This is a genomic window from Prauserella flavalba (genome assembly GCF_003202235.1).
Lineage (GTDB): Bacteria > Actinomycetota > Actinomycetes > Mycobacteriales > Pseudonocardiaceae > Prauserella_A > Prauserella_A flavalba.
This window is the reverse complement of sequence record NZ_MASU01000002.1, coordinates 652,547-670,033: the sequence shown is the minus strand read 5'-3', so window position 1 is coordinate 670,033 and position 17,487 is coordinate 652,547. Positions and strand designations below refer to the sequence as shown.

Genomic DNA, 17,487 nt, shown 5'->3' with positions numbered 1-17,487 from the left:
CAGCCCAAGGTCATGGTCACGGCGATCGCCGGCTGGGCGGACCGGCACGGACTGCGCGCGTGAGGTCATCGGAAGTCCCTCGACTTCGAGCTGATCCGCATGGGCAGGTGCTGTAGCCGGTCGGCGAGCAGGCTCACCACACCGTCCGCGCGTTCCACGACCCCGCGGATCAGCATCGCCTGGCTGGAGCGGGCGACGCGGTGGTAGCGCTGCCACAGGCCGGCCGTGCAGATGACGTTGACCATGCCCGTCTCATCCTCGATGTTGAGGAACGTGATCCCGCCCGCGGTGCCGGGCCGCTGCCGATGGGTCACCGCGCCGCCGATGAGGACCCGCTTGCCGTCCTCCATCTCCTGCAGTCGCTGGGCGGTGACCACCCCGAGCGCATCGAGCCGGTCCCTGATGAACTGCGTGGGAAAGCTGTCAGGCGACAGCCCGGTCGCCCACACGTCCGCGACCGCGACGTCGAGGTCGTCCATGCCGGGCAACGTGGGCGCGCTGACGCCGGGCGTGCTGCCCGGCAGCTTCTCCGGCCGTTCCTCCGCGACGGCGCCCGCAGCCCAGAGCGCCTTGCGCCGGTCGCGTTCGAAGCAGCCGAAAGCGCCCGCGGTGGCGAGTGCCTCGACCTGCGGCGTGGTCAGCCGCACCCGCCGCGCCACGTCGGCCATGTCGCGGTAGACGCCGCCGCTGTCCCTTTCGGCCACGAGCCGTTTCGCTAGCGGTTCGCCGATCGTGCGCACCGCGCTGAGCCCGATGCGGACGGCGAGGCCGGATTCGCCTTCTCCCAACGGTTCCAGCGTCGCGTGGGACAGGCTGGCGTTGACGTCGGGCCCGCGTACCGTCACGCCGTGCCGCCGGGCATCGGCCACCAGCGACTGCGGCGAGTAGAAGCCCATGGGCTGCGCGCGCAGCAGCCCCGCGCAGAACGCTTCCGGGTGGTAGTACTTGAAGTACGCGCTGGCGAAGACCAGGTACGCGAAGCTCAGCGCGTGGCTCTCCGGGAAACCGAAGTTGGAGAACGCCCGCATCTTCTGGAAGATGTGCTCCGCCATCTTCTCGTCGACGCCGTTGCGCGCGGCCCCCTCGTAGAACCTCCGCCTCAGCCGCTCCATCTTCCGGCCCGACCGTTTCGCTCCCATGGCGTGCCGGAGCTCGTCGGCCTCGGCCGCGGTGAAGTTCGCGACGTCGAGCGCGATCTGCATCATCTGTTCCTGGAACAGGGGCACGCCCAGCGTCTTGTCCAGCGCGTTCTCCAGCAGCGGATGGTCGTGCTTCCACGTCTCCTTCTCGGTGTAGCGCCGGATGTAGGGGTGCACGGAGCCGCCCTGGATGGGTCCCGGCCTGATCAGGGCGACCTCGATGGCGAGGTCGTAGAACTTCTTCGGCGCGAGCCGGGGCAGGGTTGCCAGCTGCGCCCTGCTCTCCACCTGGAACACGCCGATGGCGTCGGCGCGGCTGAGCATGTCGTAGACGTTCTTGTCCTCCAGCGGCATCTTGCTGAGGTCGATCTCGATGCCTTCGTGCTCGCGCACCAGGTCGATCATGTAGTGGAGCGCGGAGAGCATGCCGAGCCCGAGCAGGTCGAACTTGACCAGTCCGACGGACGCGCAGTCGTCCTTCTCCCACTGCAGGACGCTGCGGTTCTCCATGCGCGCCCATTCGATGGGGCAGACCTCGCTCACCGGTCGGTTGCAGATCACCATCCCGCCCGAGTGGATGCCGAGGTGACGCGGGAAGTCCTCCAGCGCGGCGGCCAGCCCCAGCACGCTGGCGGGGATGTCGTGGTCGGTCTCGCCTCTGGTGTGGCGCAGCGGACCCCAGCGGTCGATCTGCTTGCTCCAGGCGTCCTGCTGGCCCGGCGAATGGCCGAGCGCCCTGGCCGCGTCGCGCACCGCCGAACGGGCCCGGTAGGTGATCACGTTCGCCACCTGCGCGGTGCGCAGCCTGCCGTGTTTCTCGTAGACGTACTGGATCGCCTTCTCGCGCTGGTCGGACTCGATGTCGAGGTCGATGTCCGGGTAGCCGTCGCGATCCGGTGCGAGGAACCGTTCGAAGAGCAGCTTCCACTTCACCGGGTCGACCTTGGTGATGCCCAGCGCGTAGCAGACCGCGGAGTTCGCCGCCGATCCCCGGCCCTGGCACAGGATGTCGTTGTCCCGGCAGAACTTCGCGATGTCCCACACGATCAGGAAGTACCCGGGAAACCCGAGCCGTTCGATGATCTCCAGCTCGTGGTCGAGCTGCGCGTAGGCCTTCGGGTGGGTCTCCCGGGTGCCGTACTGCTTCTTCGCGCCCTCGTAGGTCAGGTACCGCAGGTAGGTGGCCTCGGTGTAGCCGTCCGGGACGTCGAACGGTGGGAGTTCCGGAGCCACCAGGTGCAGCGGGAACGCGATCTGCGTGCCGAGCAACGCGGCCCGCTGCACGGCCCCCGGGTAGCGGGCGAACCGGGCCTGCATCTCCGCGCCGGAACGCAGGTGTGCCGTGCCGGCGGCGGCGAGCCACCCCTCCATCTCGTCGAGGCCGCGGCGGGCCCTGATGGCGGAGACCGCCTGCGCCAGGTAGGCCCGCTGCGGGATCGCATAGTGCACGGCGTTGGTGGCCACGGTGGGCAGGCCGAGTTCCTGGGCGAGTTCGGCGAGCGCGTCGTTGTGGGTGCTGTCGAGCGGCCTGCCGTGGTCGATCAGCTCGACGTACACGTCATCCTCGCCGAACCGGTCGACCAGTTCGCACAGCCTCAGCGCGGCCGCCTCGGGCCCCTGCTCCACCAACGCGCGCCGCACGGCTCCCTTGCGGCACCCGGTGAGGACCGCGCACCTGCCCGCCACCTCCCCAGCGATGGTGTCGAGGTCGTATACCGGGCGCCCCTTCTCGGCGCGTTCGGAAGGGGGCAGTTCCACGTCGTGGCCCTTCAGCTGGCCCGCCGTGATGGCCCGGCAGAGGCTCGCGTACCCCTGCTCGCCCTTCGCCAGGAGCAGCAGGTGCTCGCCCTCGGGGTCGGCGATCCCGTTCTGCGGTCCGGAGAGCCCGAGGCTCAGCTCCGTGCCGAACACCGTGCGCATGCCGACCTCACGCGCCGCTTCGGCGAACCGGGCCACGCCGTACATCCCGTCGTGGTCGGTGATCGCGATGGCGTCGAGCTCGAGTCGCACGGCTTCCTCGACCAGTTCCTCGGGATGGCTCGCCCCGTCGAGGAAGCTGAAGTTCGAGTGGCAGTGCAGCTCCGCGTACGGCATGCGGGTGGCCGCCCCGGTGTCGTCGGCACCGCGCAGTGAGTCCAGGTCGGCGGGGCGGAGATACCTCTCCCGCTTACGGCCCCACGCGGGGCTGTCATTGCCGTCTCCCGCCTTGTCGAACGGCTCGGCTCTGCCGGAGAGCGTGCGTTCCAGCTCCCGCCACGGGATCGGTGGATTGTTCCAGCCCATGATGCTATCCGAGGTTCTCCGGTGACGTTCTCGGCAGCGGGATGACGGGACACACCTGCTGCGGCGCCTGCGGTTCGACGAGCCGGTACCACGGATCGATCGTCCGCTCCGGCTCCGTACCGTTGTGGAAACGTTCCTCGTCCACTAGTCGTACATCCCTTCCACTGTCCACAGCGGACTCCGCTTGGCCTGCCAGTTCAGCAGGAGCGCGACTTCGGACTGCGCCCCGCTCATCCCTTCCAGCACCACCTGCACGCGGCCGGTGGTGGGCCGGCCCTCCGGGGCCCACCACCGCGCGAGCACTGGCCAGGGCCCCGCCCAGGCGAGAACGCGGCGGGCGGCCCCTCCCTCTATCGACACCTGGTGCGGCGGACCGGTGAGCGCGTACCGATCGGTGACGCTCACCTCCGTGCCCTCCGCATCGGTGACGAAGGCGGGCACCGGTTCTTCGAAGACCGTGGCCGGGGACAGTCCGGGAAGCTGTTCCGGCCAGGACGCGTCGTGTCCATCGGACGGCATGCGTTGATCACCCCACGGCACCAGACGGACCCGCTCGGCGGGACCACGTCCTCCTTCGGGAACGGCGGTGAAGACGCTGTCCGGCCCCAGCAGCCCCTGGACGTGGACCAGCGCCCTCGCGGCCCGGTCGGCCTCCGGGGTGTGTTCGCCCCCGTCCCCGCCCTGCCACAGGCCGAGTTGCAACGCCGCACCCTCGACCGTCTCCTCGGGTTCCAGCCGGAGCTCGGAGACGCCCGCCGTCGGCCGCCGCCCGTCTCCGGCTCGCAACCAGCCCTCGAACTGCCAGCGCACCCGGTCGGCGATGCCCTCGGGCGTGAGCGGCTCGGCGCACCGCCAGATCCTGCTGAGCTCCTCGCCACGTTCAGTGGTGGCGTAGATGCCCAGACGGGTGCAGGCGAGACCGCGCGAGGACAGTCCGGAATGGAACCGGCCCGCCAGCGTCTTCCCCATGAACGCCGCCACGTCGACACGTTCGAGCGGCGGGTCGAACGTCTTGGTGACGAACAGTTCCGGTGGCGGACGACGGCGGTGGGGTGGTCGTTCGTCCTGCCCGTTCGCCAGCCGGTGCGCCAGCACGCCCTCGCTGCCGAACCGTCCGGCCACGTCTCGTTCGGACAGCGCCGCGAACGAGCCGAGCGTGCGCAGACCCAGTCTGCGCAACAGATCCACCAGCTCGGCCCTTCCGGTGTCGGGCTGGTCGAGCTCAGTGACGCTCAGCGGCGCGAGAAACCGCGCTGCCGCGCCTTCCTCCACCAGTACGGAGCGGTGCGCGGCCAGCGTCGCGGCGAACAGCCCGTCGGCGACCCCGATCTGGCACTCCACACCCGTCTCGCCGGAGACGTGGTCGACGAGCAGTTCGACGAGCCGGTGTTCCCCGCCGAAATAGCCGGACGCACCGCTGACCGGCACCGCCACTACCCCGGGGCGCACGGCCTCCACCCCGACGACCAGCTCCTCCACCGCCTCCACGATGGGTTCGAACAACCGCGCGTCCCGGTCCTGGTCCTCGCCGAACACCGCGAGCTCGGGGCACCGGGACTGCGCTTCCCTCCGCCGCATATCTCTCCGGACACCCGCCGCCCTCGCGATCGCCGAGCACGCCACGACCCGGTTGGCCGCGAACACCGCGGCGGGCAGATGAGCGGGCAACCCGGCCGCCACGCCGGCGGCGACCACGGGCCAGTCCGGACACCACAGCACCAGCATCCGCGGCGGCCGGGTGAGCAACCCTGCCGTGCTCATCCCACCTTCACCCCCTCGGCGGGCGCGTAGGACGGACGAGCCGCGGCCCCGGCCGTCGCCACCGCTCCGCCGGGCCCCGGCAGCAACAGCGACGCACGAAAGGGGCGCGCCGCCGCCCCGCGACCGGCGACGTCCACGACCACCTCGCGTTCCCGCAGGTAGCCATGCCCCTCTCCGAGCCCGGACCAGCTCACCGGGCCGCAGCGCAGCTCCACCTCGGCACCCGGCCACGGCCCGAGGGACAGCAGCACCGCTCCGCGATTCCTGGCCCGCGCGGAGAGCCTGCGGGCGGTCTGGGTTCCACCGAACCTGCCGGGAGGACCGGTGGCGACCAGGTCGACGCCGTCGAGCAGAGCCGCTGTCGCCGAGGCGAAGTCCGCACCGGGCCGCGGCACCAGCGCCAGCCTGCCCACCTCGACCCCGAGCTCCCGCGCCGCCACCAGCCCGAGCCGGGGAATTCCCACCACCGCCGCCCACGACCCGCTCGCGGTCGCCTCCGCCAGCAGTGCGAGCAGCAGCGAGGTGGAGCCGTGGACCGCGACCGTGCTGCCCCTGCGCAGTCCGCCCCACGGCAGCAGCTCGGCGAGCGCGGGCAGTACTGGGAGGACCCGCCCTGTCGTCTGCGCGTGCACAGCGGAGGCCGCCACCCCGCTGGCCGTGCTGACTCCGGGCAGGGAGGCCAGCCGCGCCACCGCGGACACCCCTGCCGTCTCGGCCAACGGCTCACCGGGCCGGACGGCCTGGATCTCCGCCACCGTTCCACCTGGCATTCAGCACCACCTCCCCTCGCGGACAGCACGATCACGCTCACGCTCGTCGCGTGAGCCCTGCGTTCTACTCGGTCGCCGCGGGGAAGACGGCTAGCTATCGAACACCTGTTCGACACCTTCAGTGAACACCGCCCGCCTCACCCTGTCAAGCCACGGAGGCGACCGGACGCGAACGGAGCCCTCGCGTCCGATTTCTCTCGCATTCCGCGGAAATCTCCGGCAGCATCGGCTTGCGCGGATGTCGAAGCCACGCCGCCAGCTCCGATGTCTCCAGCGAAGGCACTCAGAAGCGGTGCCACGGACGCAGGGAGAACAGCGATGAAGTACATCCTCTTGGCCTATACCAACGCCGATGACTGGCAGGCTGCGGCGGCGCAGATGGCGACCACCGGCGAGCTGCCGCCCGAGGTGCTGAAGGCCTGCGAGTTCTACGAGGGCCTGCACAAGGAACTCACCGAGACCGGGGAGTTCGTGACCACGGAGGGCCTCTCCGAGCCCGTACACGCCAGGACCGTCCGCAAGGGCGACGGTGGCCCGGTGGTCACGGACGGCCCGTTCGCCGAGTCGAAGGAGGTACTGGTGAGCTTCGCGATCCTCGACTGCGCGAGCTACGACCGCGCCCTGCAGATCGCCGCACGCGTCGTGGACGCCACCGGTGACGCCGTCGAGGTGCGCCCGATCGGCGAGGGTCCGGGGCCGATGGAGCAGTGACCGTGCGGACGGACAGGGGCGTCGAGGACCTGCTGCGCGAGCTGGCGCCGCAGGTGCTCGGCGCGCTCGTCCGCCGCTTCGGCAACTTCGCCACGGCCGAGGACGCCGTGCAGGAGGCCCTCCTCGCCGCGTCCGTGCAGTGGCCCGAGGAGGGCGTTCCGGAGAACCCGCGTGGCTGGCTGATCCGCGTCGGTTTCCGGCGGATGACCGATCTGCTGCGCAGTGAGCTGGCTCGCCAGCGCAGGGAGGACACCGTGGCCGTCCGGATCCCCGCCGACGAGCTGCACGCGCCGCCGGCTGACATGCTCTCGGCCGCCGATCGGGACGACACACTCACGCTGCTGTTCCTGTGCTGCCATCCGGCGCTCACGCCGGCGTCGCAGATCGCGCTCACGTTGCGGGCCGTCGGCGGCCTGACGACCGAGGAGATCGCCCGCGCGTTCCTCGTGCCGGAGTCCACGATGGGCCAGCGCATCAGCCGCGCCAAGCAGCGGATCAAGTCGTCGGGCGTGGGGTTCCGGCCGCCGAGGCCGGAGGAACGGGACGAGCGACTGCGTGCGGTGCTGCACGTGCTGTACCTCGTCTTCAACGAGGGGTACACGGCGACGTCCGGGGACGAACTGGCGCGAGTGGAGCTCTCGAACGAGGCGATCCGGCTCACGCGCATGGTCAACCGGCTGCTGCCCGACGACGGAGAGGTCGCGGGCCTGCTGGCCCTGATGCTGCTCACCGATGCCCGCCGGGCCGCACGCACCGCGGCGGACGGCTCGCTGATCCCCATGACCGAACAGGACCGCAGCCGCTGGGATGCCGGGCTCATCGCCGAGGGCGTCGCACTGGTCACCGACGCGATGTCGAGAACGCGGGTGGGGCCGTACCAGCTACAGGCCGCCATCGCCGCCGTCCACGACGAGGCGCCGACCGCGGAGGAGACCGACTGGCCGCAGATCCTCGCGCTGTACGGAATGCTCCAGCGCATGGCGCCCAACCCGATGGTGACACTCAACCAGGCCGTCGCCGAGGCGATGGTCCACGGGCCAAAGGCGGGACTGGGGCTGCTGGAGTCACTGGACAGAGACAGCCGGATGGCCAAGCACTACCGGCTCGCCGCCGTGCGGGCGCACCTGCTCGAAATGGCGGGCGAGCAGGAAGCGGCACTGGAGCACTACCGGACGGCGGCCAAGCGCACCACGAGCATCCCCGAGCGCCGGCACCTGGAGGAGCGGGCGGCCCGGCTGGCGCGGTAGGCGTCCCACGGCGAAACGGGAGCAAGGGAGCTTTGCTCCCGTTTTCCGGGAGTAAAGCTCCCTTGCTCCCTGCTTTGCGGCGCGACGGCCGCGGAGGATCAGTGGGCGAAGTGGCGGGTGCCGGTGAGATAGAGGGTCACGCCGACGGCCTCGGCGGCCGCGATCACCTCGGCGTCCCTCACAGATCCACCGGGCTGCACGACCGCACGCACACCGGCGTCGAGCAGCACCTGCAGGCCGTCCGGGAACGGGAAGAACGCGTCGGACGCCGCGACGGAACCCTTCGCACGATCGCCTGCCCGCTGCACGGCCAGCCGCGACGAGTCGACGCGGTTCACCTGACCCATGCCCACACCGACCGTGGCCAGGTCGTTCGCGAGGAGGATCGCGTTGGACTTCACGGCCCTGATCGCGCGCCACGCGAACGCGAGGTCGGCGAGGGTGTTCTCGTCGGCCGCCTGGCCAGTCGCGAGGGTCCAGTTCGCCGGGTCGTCGCCGGGCGCGTCGATCCGGTCGGCGGTCTGCAACAGCACGCCACCCGAGATCGGCCGGAACTCCACCGGCGAGCCGAGCGGCTCCGGCAGCCGCAGCAGCCTCACGTTCTTCTTGCGGGTGAGCACATCGAGCGCGTCCGCGTCGAAGTCCGGCGCCAGCACGACCTCGGTGAACACGTCCGCGATCTGCTCGGCCATCTCCAGGCTCACCGGTCGGTTGCTGGCGATCACGCCGCCGTAGGCCGACACCGGGTCGCACGCGTGGGCCTTCCGGTGCGCCTCGGCGATGTCGGCGCCCACCGCGATCCCGCACGGGTTGGCGTGCTTGATGATCGCGACAGCGGGGTCGGTGAAGTCGTAGGCGGCGCGCCGCGCGGCGTCGGTGTCGACGTAGTTGTTGTACGACATCGCCTTGCCGTGCAACTGCTCGGCGTGCGCCAGCCCGGGCTCACCGTGCCGGTACACCGCCGCGCCCTGGTGCGGGTTCTCGCCGTAGCGCAACACCTCGCCGCGCTCCCAGGTGGCGCCGAGGAAGTCGGGGAAACCGGAGTCGTCGGCGGGGGCGTACGCGCTCGCGAACCACGACGCGACGGCCGTGTCGTAGGCCGCGGTGTGCGCGAAGGCCTTCGCCGCCAGCCGCTTACGCTCGGCGAGGTCGAAACCGCCGGCGCGGACCCGCTCGAGTACCCAATCGTAGCTCGCCGGGTCGACCACCACCGCCACCGAGCCGTGGTTCTTGGCCGAGGCGCGCACCATCGCGGGGCCGCCGATGTCGATGTTCTCGACACAGTCCTCGGGGCTCGCCCCGGAAGCGACGGTCTTGGCGAACGGGTAGAGGTTCACCACCAGCAGATCGAACGGCGCGATGTCCAGCGACTTCAACTGCTCGACGTGGTCGGGCCGGTTCACGTCGGCGAGCAGGCCGGCGTGCACCCTCGGGTGCAGCGTCTTCACGCGTCCGTCGAACGACTCGGGGAACCCGGTGACCTCCTCGACCGGCGTCACGGGGACACCTGCGTCGGAGAGCACCTTCGCGGTGCCGCCGGTGGACACGATCTCGACGCCTGCCGCGTGCAGCCCGGTCGCGAGCTCGAGCAGGCCCGCCTTGTCCGACACCCCGATCAACGCGCGCCGGACCGGCCGCTGACCGGCCCCTGGGGTCTGCTCGTTCACGACAACCTCACCTTCCGTCCCTCCACCGTGCACCCCGCACGGCCAAGCTTCTCGATCACGTCGACGAGGAGCCTGCGTTCGACCACCTTGATCCGCTCGTGCAGGCTCGCCTCGTCGTCATCGGCCTCCACGGCCACGGCCTCCTGCGCGATGATCGGCCCCGTGTCGACTCCGGCGTCCACGAAGTGCACGGTCGACCCGGTGACCTTCACCCCCAGTTCGAGCGCGTCGGCAACAGCACGGATGCCAGGGAACGCCGGGAGCAGCGCGGGATGGGTGTTGATCACGCGGTTCGGGAAGTGGCCGAGGAAGCGGGAGCCCAGGATCTTCATGAAACCCGCGGAGACCACGAGGTCGGGCAGGTACGCGGCGACCGCGTCTGTCAGCGCCTTGTCCCAGGCCTCACGGTCGGGGTGGTCGCCCATCTTGATCGAAAAGTACGGGATCCCGGCGCGCTCGGCCCTCGCCAGCGCCTCGATGCCGTCCCGGTCCGCCCCGACGGCCACCACGGTGGCCGGGTACGAGGGCTCCTCGACCGCGTCGAGTACCGCTTGAAGCAGCGTCCCCGAACCTGATGCGAGTACCACCAACCTCGCTGGGGTAGGCAGCTCCAACCTGCTAGCCAGAACGGTCTCCTTGCCGGGCTGTGCGCCAGAGCACACGTCGGTTGACCTGGTGACACTCCACCCTAAACGCCGAGAAGTTGATCTTCGCGCAGAGGTGTCAGGGCCGCTTGCCGGAGGCTTCGTCGTCGCCGCGTTCGGGTTCCTCTTCGGGTTCCTCTTCGGGTTCCTTTTCCGGCTCCGGCGCCGTCTCGTCATCCGGCTCCGGTTCAATGTCGCGCTCCGACTCCGGCTCGGCCTCGGTGACCTCGGTGGCCTCGTCGGTGTCGTCGAAGTCGTCGTCCTCGGGCTCTTCCGCGTCGCCGGGCCCCTCGTCCTCGCCCGGCTCCTCCTCGGCGGCTTCATCGGGCTGCTCGGCCTCGGTCTCCGCCGAGTCCTCTCCCCCGGCTTCCTCCACCGGCTCCTCGACCGCGGCGGGCTCAGGCTCGGGCTCCGGCTGAGGACGCGGCCCCGCGAACCACGCGACGAGACCGCCGGGCACCGCGATCCAGAGGAAGGCGGCGATCGAGACGAGCCCGAGTGGGATCGCGACGGGGTCGAACACGCCCGAGCCGAGCCTGCCACCCGCGAGCGTGCCCAGGACGACGGTGCCGAATCCGACCAGCGCACCGGCGACGCCGACCGTGCGCAGGCGCGCCATCGGGTTCTCGTGGCACCGGCGCAACGACCAGCCGACCAGCGCCCCGGCCGCGATCGGCAGCAGCACGAACACCGGCCACCACGACGCCTGTGCCTCCGGCATCGCCGCCAGCAGGGGCACCCCGGGCACCGGCCCGCCCGTGAACGCGTAGGGGCCGACCGACACCGAGCCGATGGAGAAGCCTGGCCCCGTGACGAAGCCCAGCGCCAGCACCGCGGCGTTCGGCACGTAGCCCAGCGACAGCAGCAGCATGCCCGCCGCACTGCCCGCGCCCGGCGCATTGTTGGCGAAGAGGCTGTTCGCCGTCTGCACCGAGAACGCCATGCCTGCCAGCAACGCGAAGGAACCGACCGTCAGCAGTGCGAGCAGTCCCAGTGCACCCGCGCGCAGGCCGTGCACGGCGAGCGGATCGAGATGGCGGCCGACCGTCGCAGTGAACCCGCAGTGCCGGGCGACGCCGACCGCGGCCGACACACCGGCGACCAGCCCGGGAACGAGGAACGCAGACAGCGGTTCGACGCTGAGGGTCTCGCCGTTGGACAGCAGCGAGATCGTGAGACCGAGCACGGCGTGTGCAACCGCCATGACACTGATGAGCGGGACCGCCCGCGAGGGTTCGGTGAGGCCGAGCCGCTGCGCCGCACTCGCGGCCGTACGCGCGACGAGCACGCACACGCCGATGGTCGGCAGAAGCGGCAGGACGCCGAGCGGTTCACCCTCGATCTGCACCGGAACCTGGTAGGCACCCAGCCAGCCGGGGCCTGCGGCCAGCAGGACGCCGAGCGCGGAGAATTGCGACCGGGTGGCGATGGCCGTGACCAGCGCGAACAACGCGGCGACCACCGCGTAGCCGGTGACGAGCGGCCACCCGGCAGCGGCGAGCAGCGCACGCACCCGTCCACCGCGCGGCACGTCCTCACCAGCGGCCCGGCCCGCTGAGCGCATGCGCGTGGTGAGGAGATCCATGCTTTGACCATCGCATCGCGATTGGGCCGTCCGAGTGAGCCACGCCGCCGCGGGCGGATGACGACGCCCACACCCCACCCGGTCGGGGCAGTCCCCGACAAGGAAAAAGGCGCTCCCGGCGTTCGCCGGAAGCGCCTTTTCCGAAGCTCGGATCAGCTGTTGGACTGGCCGAAACCGCCCTGCGGAGTGCCCGGCGGGTTCTGCTGGCCGCCCTCCGGCGGCTGCTGCTGGAAGAACTGACCGTGCTGCGAGGCGTAGGTCGTGGGCTGCTGACCCGGCTGCGGCGACACCGGCTGCGCGAACTTCGTCGGCTGCGGGATGCCACCGGACTGGTCCGGAGCGGGCTGCTGACCGTACGGCTGCTGCTGGCCCAACGCGCCCGGCTGCTGCTGGCCGTACGCGGGCTGCTGACCGTACGGCGACTGCGGCTGAGGAGCCGGTGGCTTGAGCACGCCCGCGTCGAACAGATACGCGGCGACGGCGGCCACCATCTGGAGCAGACCGAAGATCAGGACCATGACGCCGCCGGCCTGCATGTCGTACGGAACGGCGAACACGGTGAACAGGAACGGGATCGCGGCACCCACGGCGAAGATCGCGGGCCACGGGCCCGGCTTGACGTCACCGGGGAGAACCAGGAAGACCGCGGTCAGCGCACTCACGAACAGCAACGCCGGAATCCACGCGTACCCGGCCTCGTAGAAGCTCGCGCCACCACCGATGTTGGCGAAACCGAGGAACAGGTTCAGCACACCGAGACCCGCGGTGACCAAGTAGAGGATCTGGGGCAGGCCCAGCTTGGGTCCGCCGCCTGCTGACGGCGCCGCCCCGGGAAAGTGCTGTTGTGGCTGCTGGGGGCCTTGGCCGGGGAATCCACCCGGCGCGCCGCTCGGGAAGGTCATCCGTTGTTCTCCTGTCGTGTTCTCGCTGACAACGCGCGGTCAGTCCTGGCCGATTCGCCTCGCGCCCCCGGGCTCGCGGCCGTCCCGGACGGCCGGAACGGCTGCGGCAACGGAACGTTAGCGCACCGCGAACCGGTGAAGCGGCCGGCTCTTAGACGCTTCACCCGGGCGGCTGGTTTCCCTTTCGCCCGACCTTTGTAAACGAAGGAGCCGGGCACCGTGCGGTGCCCGGCTCCTACCGTCATTGTGCTCCCGCACTACAGGGCCTTGTACAGCTCCCTGGCCAGCTCGGCGGTTTCGGTGGGGGTTTTGCCGACCTTGACGCCTGCGGCTTCGAGGGCTTCTTTTTTGGCTTGGGCGGTGCCGGAGGAGCCGGAGACGATGGCGCCGGCGTGGCCCATGGTTTTGCCTTCGGGGGCGGTGAAGCCGGCGACGTAGCCGACGACGGGTTTGGTGACGTTGGCCTTGATGTAGTCGGCGGCGCGTTCTTCGGCGTCGCCGCCGATCTCGCCGATCATCACGATGACCTTGGTGTCGGGGTCGGCTTCGAACGCTTGGAGGGCGTCGATGTGGGTGGTGCCGATGACCGGGTCCCCGCCGATGCCGACCGCGGTGGTGAAGCCGATGTCGCGCAGTTCGTACATCATCTGGTAGGTCAGGGTGCCGGACTTGGACACCAGGCCGATGTGGCCGGGGCCGGTGATGTTGGCGGGGATGATGCCCGCGTTGGACTTGCCCGGGGAGATCACCCCGGGGCAGTTCGGGCCGATGATCCGGGTTTTGTTTCCCTTGGCCACGGCGTGGGCCCAGAAGTAGGCCGAGTCGTGCACGGGGATGCCCTCGGTGATGACCACGGCCAGGCCGATCTCGGCGTCGATGGCCTCGATCACGGCGTCCTTGGCGAACTTGGGCGGCACGAAGATCACCGAGGTGTCGGCGCCGGTGGCCTTCATGGCCTCTTCGACGGTGCCGTAGACGGTGAGCTCTTGGCCGCCGATGGTGACGGTCTGGCCGGCCTTGCGGGCGTTGACGCCGCCGACGATGTTCGAGCCGGCGGCCAGCATCTTGGTGGCGTGCTTGGTGCCTTCCGAGCCGGTCAGGCCCTGCACGATGATCTTGGAGTTCTCGTTGAGGAAAATGGCCATGGGGATCAGGCTCCTGCCGCGGCGAGCTGGGCGGCCTTGTCGGCCGCGTTGTCCATGGTGTCCACCTGGGTGACCAGCGGGTGGTTGGCCCGGTCGAGGATCGCCCGGCCTTCCTCGACGTTGTTGCCGTCCAGGCGGACCACCAGCGGCTTGGTGGCCTCGTCACCCAGGATCTTGAGGGCCTCGACGATGCCGGTGGCCACCGCGTCGCAGGCGGTGATCCCGCCGAACACGTTCACGAACACCGACTTGACCGCGGGGTCGCCGAGGATGACGTCCAGCCCGGCGGCCATCACCTCCGCCGAGGCGCCGCCCCCGATGTCCAGGAAGTTCGCCGGCTTGACCCCACCGTGACGCTGCCCGGCGTAGGCGACCACGTCCAGGGTGGACATGACCAGGCCCGCACCGTTACCGATGATGCCGACCTCCCCGTCGAGCTTGACGTAGTTGAGGTCCTTGGCCTTCGCCTTGGCCTCCAGCGGGTCCTCGGCCTGCGTGTCCACCAGCTGCTCGTGCTCGGGGTGGCGGAACGCGGCGTTGCCGTCCAGGGTGACCTTGCCGTCCAGCGCGACGATCCTGTCCTGCGGGTCCCGCACCAGCGGGTTCACCTCGACCAGCGTGGCGTCCTCGGCCACGAAGGTCTCCCACAGCTTCACCACCACCTCGGCGGCCTGCTCCCGGATCTCCGCCGGGAACCCGCCCTGGGTGAGGATCGCGGTCGCGGTGGCCTTGTCCACCCCCGCGATCGGGTCCACCGCCACCTTCGCCAGCGCCTCCGGCCGCTCATGCGCCAGCTGCTCGATCTCCATGCCACCCTCGGCCGAGGCCATCGCCAAGAACGTCCGGTTGGCCCGGTCCAGCAGGAACGAGAAGTAATACTCCTGCGCGATGTCCGACGCCTCGGTCACCAGCACGCGACGCGTGACATGACCCTTGATGTCCAACCCGAGGATCGCCTCGGCCTTCTCCTGCGCCTCCGCCGGATCCTGGGCCAGCTTCACACCACCGGCCTTACCCCGGCCACCGGTCTTCACCTGCGCCTTGACCACAACCTGCCCACCGATCTCCTCGGCGGCGGCCCGCGCTTCTTCCGGATTACTCGCCACGGCGCCGGGCAACACCGGCACACCATGGGCGGCGAAGAGGTCCTTCGCCTGGTACTCGTAGAGGTCCACTCTTTCAGTCTCCTGACGACACACGCCACTGTGGTTTTTGCAAACCGTGCTGCCGGACGCAGACGACCCTATCGACCCGTCCGCGAGCAAAGGCCCCCGCACCTGGTGAACTCGGTCACCGAAGGGCCTCTGAGCTGGGGTCTGTGGCGCACATCGCGTTCTCCTCCACCCATCGGGTGACGTCTGTATCGGTTGCGAAAGCGGCCACGCGGAGCTCGGGCAGCGCCGCCGCGAGGCCGTCGGCCAGTTCCCGGTCGGCGGCCGACACCACGGAGACCCCGAGAATGTCCGGATCCTCCTGTTCCGCCGTGGCCACGATCTCCTCCAGGGTGCCGAGGACCCCGGCGTGCACGACCTCAGCGCCCTCGTCGCGCAGCGCGCGGGCGAGAGGCACCGCGGTGGCACAGGCCGAGCCCGCCTCGACGAGCACGATCCGCGTCACATTCCGCCCGGTCATGCGACGTCGCGCCTGCTCCCGACCGCCGCGATGACGGCCGCGATGATCAGCGCCACGATGCCGGCGAGCGCCAGCCAGACGCCAATGCCCGCGGTCGCGCCCTCGATGTCGCCGCTGCTGAGCGGCAGCGTGGCCGCGTGCAGCCCGAGCAGGCACGCTGCCCCGCCGAGCAGCGCCACCGCCGGGGCGGGACGGCTGCGCGGAGCGAGAACCACGGCACCGAGCACGGTCAACGTCGCGGCGAGCAGGCCCCAGGACGGCGTGCCGAAGGCCGACCACAGCCCCGCCGCCTCGTAGTCCGGCGCCACGATCACGGGCGTGCCGAACGCGGCGACGGCGAGCACGCCCGCGGCGGCCAGCGGGGTCAGCATGTTGACCCCGGCCAGCCCGGTCTCGCCGCCTTCGCGGTCGTAGCCCTCGTCGTCCTCGCGCTCGACGATGCCCGCGACCACCGAACAGCACGCGGTGATCGCCGCGGCGACCATCGCAAGCCACGTCCACAGCACCCCCGGGCCGGTCTCGAGCGTCCCGGCGACGCCCGTGGCCGTGATCGCCGTGTCGAGCACCGCGGTACCGGCGAGCAACACACCGGCCCAGGCCACGGACAGCGCGGGCCGGAACACGCGAGCCACCCCGGGGACGAACATCGCCAGCCCCAGCGCACCGACGAGCAGCCCGGCCACCAGCAGCACCCAGCGGGCGGGACTCTCCGGCGCGGGCAGCGCGCCGTTCGTGGTGAGCTGCGCGGTGGTGGCCCCGAGACAGGCCGCGGCGGCCGTGACCACGGCGAGCACGCCGGTGGCGGCCAGCAGCCTGCTGCGCCCCGGCACCCTCGCCTCGGCCGCCTCGTCCGCTTCCGGCCCCGCGTCGGGTTCCCCGGCCGGCCGCGTACCCGCGACGGCGAGCAGCCCGGCCGCGCCGGCGAGCGCGACGATCGGGCCCGCGCCGAGGTCGGCCGCGTCGAGCACGACCCCGGCCACGAGGCTCGGCACCGCGAGCGTGACCACGCCGATGCCCAGTCCCAGGAGGCCGCCCCTCGCGAAGCCGCCGTTGCCCGACGTCACGGCGAGCGCCGCGAACAACGGCAGCGCGCACGCGATCAAGAGGTAGCCGGTGAGCGCCACCGCCGGCCCTTCGAATGCATTGCGCGCGAGAAGGTAGACGTCGGTGGAGCCGAACGGCGCCATCAGCAGGCCGATCGCGGCGACCACGGCGGCCACGACCACGACCAGCAGCCAGCGCTGCCGCCAGCCTGCCGTTTCGTCGCCGCCGTCCTGCTCGGCGCCCCGGGTCGCCCGGAACGCGAGCAGCCCCGCGACGGCCGTCGCGACGTGCCCGGCGAGCAACAGCCACAGCCCGGCGGCGACCGGATGCAGCAGCAGGTCTTTCGCCAGATACAGCTCGGGACGGACCGCCACCGAGGGATCGACCAGGAACTGCAGGTCCAGGACCGCACGCCCAGGCGCCAGCACCGCCACGGCCACGAGCGCCCCGGCCGCGACAGCCGGCCTGCCACGCGCCGCGAAGGCACCGGCCACGGCGACGGGCAGCACCGCCAGGACGATCAGCAGCGGAGCGGCGGCGAACCCCGGCTCCGCCCCTTCGACGACGGGCACCACGGCACCGGCGGCCAGCAACACCGCTGCCAGCCCGGCCGCACCGAGCGCGGCCAGCAGGACGGCCGGACGTCGTTCCGTGTCGACGAGGACTCGCGAACTCAACGGCCGGTACCCAGTAGCGCGGGACGTGGATGGCCGGAACTGGTCATCAACTCACCTCGGGTTCGTACGACGTGCACCCCGACCGGCAGGGCCGGTGGGCCGGTTCGTGCCGACGCTAGCAATGGCCGGCCCGGCCGAAATAACTTGACTCAGTTCCCCGGAGGCACGTCGTTTAGTCCCACGGTTGCGCAACTGTAACGCAAGTCACACCAAATGGAGCAACCCCCTTTCTACCTTGTGTCATTCCGGCACGCGCACCCCGCGAAGGCTGACTCGATCG

The 17,487-nt window shown here is 70.8% G+C and carries 14 protein-coding genes; 2 read left to right on the top strand and 12 right to left on the bottom strand.

Annotation, left to right across the window (positions count from 1 at the left end):
- Positions 1–65 precede the first annotated feature (65 nt).
- The 4 genes from BA062_RS05600 to BA062_RS05590 are packed head-to-tail and all read right to left on the bottom strand — an operon-like array spanning position 66 to position 5,953.
- A complete protein-coding gene (locus tag BA062_RS05600; protein WP_110334918.1) occupies positions 66–3,422 on the bottom strand; it encodes an error-prone DNA polymerase in 3,357 nt (1,118 codons plus the stop codon).
- Between the two features lie 4 nt (positions 3,423–3,426).
- Positions 3,427–3,567: a hypothetical protein gene (locus tag BA062_RS39740; RefSeq protein WP_168213878.1), complete on the bottom strand. Its 141-nt coding sequence runs from the start codon at positions 3,565–3,567 to the stop codon at positions 3,427–3,429.
- Complete coding sequence (locus BA062_RS05595; RefSeq protein WP_452624747.1) at positions 3,567–5,183, bottom strand: DNA polymerase Y family protein; 1,617 nt, start codon at positions 5,181–5,183, stop codon at positions 3,567–3,569. Before BA062_RS05595 ends, BA062_RS39740 begins: the two co-directional genes overlap by 1 nt.
- Entirely contained in the window at positions 5,180–5,953 is a 774-nt protein-coding gene (locus tag BA062_RS05590) for a hypothetical protein (protein ID WP_245959679.1), read from the bottom strand. The genes BA062_RS05595 and BA062_RS05590 overlap by 4 nt, the downstream gene beginning before the upstream one ends.
- 318 nt (positions 5,954–6,271) lie before the next feature.
- On the opposite strand from BA062_RS05590, the gene BA062_RS05585 reads away from it, so the two are divergent.
- Positions 6,272–6,664 carry a YciI family protein gene (locus BA062_RS05585; protein ID WP_110334916.1) on the top strand — a complete coding sequence of 131 codons (393 nt, stop codon included), beginning with the start codon at positions 6,272–6,274 and terminating at the stop codon, positions 6,662–6,664.
- 2 nt (positions 6,665–6,666) lie between these two features.
- Positions 6,667–7,911 (top strand): RNA polymerase sigma factor, encoded by a 1,245-nt coding sequence (locus tag BA062_RS05580; protein WP_110335043.1) that lies wholly within the window; start codon positions 6,667–6,669, stop codon positions 7,909–7,911.
- Positions 7,912–8,009: 98 nt separating this feature from the next.
- Here the strand turns inward: BA062_RS05580 and purH are convergent, their stop codons facing one another.
- The 8 genes from purH to BA062_RS05540 all read right to left on the bottom strand — a co-directional run bounded on the left by purH (position 8,010) and on the right by BA062_RS05540 (position 17,207).
- Complete coding sequence (gene purH, locus BA062_RS05575; protein WP_110334915.1) at positions 8,010–9,578, bottom strand: bifunctional phosphoribosylaminoimidazolecarboxamide formyltransferase/IMP cyclohydrolase; 1,569 nt, start codon at positions 9,576–9,578, stop codon at positions 8,010–8,012.
- Positions 9,575–10,192 carry a phosphoribosylglycinamide formyltransferase gene (purN, locus tag BA062_RS05570; RefSeq protein WP_110334914.1) on the bottom strand — a complete coding sequence of 206 codons (618 nt, stop codon included), beginning with the start codon at positions 10,190–10,192 and terminating at the stop codon, positions 9,575–9,577. Before purN ends, purH begins: the two co-directional genes overlap by 4 nt.
- Positions 10,193–10,301: 109 nt before the next feature.
- Positions 10,302–11,807, bottom strand: coding sequence for a cell division protein PerM (locus BA062_RS05565; RefSeq protein ID WP_210406764.1), 1,506 nt, complete (start codon positions 11,805–11,807; stop codon positions 10,302–10,304).
- Positions 11,808–11,959: 152 nt separating this feature from the next.
- Complete coding sequence (locus BA062_RS05560; RefSeq protein WP_110334913.1) at positions 11,960–12,709, bottom strand: DUF5336 domain-containing protein; 750 nt, start codon at positions 12,707–12,709, stop codon at positions 11,960–11,962.
- 257 nt (positions 12,710–12,966) lie between these two features.
- Positions 12,967–13,854, bottom strand: a complete 888-nt coding sequence (gene sucD, locus BA062_RS05555; RefSeq protein WP_110334912.1) for a succinate--CoA ligase subunit alpha — start codon at positions 13,852–13,854, stop codon at positions 12,967–12,969.
- Between the two features lie 5 nt (positions 13,855–13,859).
- Positions 13,860–15,029, bottom strand: coding sequence for an ADP-forming succinate--CoA ligase subunit beta (sucC, locus tag BA062_RS05550; protein WP_110334911.1), 1,170 nt, complete (start codon positions 15,027–15,029; stop codon positions 13,860–13,862).
- A gap of 115 nt (positions 15,030–15,144) precedes the next feature.
- A complete protein-coding gene (locus tag BA062_RS05545) occupies positions 15,145–15,486 on the bottom strand; it encodes a cobalamin B12-binding domain-containing protein (protein WP_110334910.1) in 342 nt (113 codons plus the stop codon).
- Positions 15,483–17,207 carry a hypothetical protein gene (locus tag BA062_RS05540; RefSeq protein ID WP_110334909.1) on the bottom strand — a complete coding sequence of 575 codons (1,725 nt, stop codon included), beginning with the start codon at positions 17,205–17,207 and terminating at the stop codon, positions 15,483–15,485. The genes BA062_RS05545 and BA062_RS05540 overlap by 4 nt, the downstream gene beginning before the upstream one ends.
- Between the last annotated feature and the right edge of the window lie 280 nt (positions 17,208–17,487).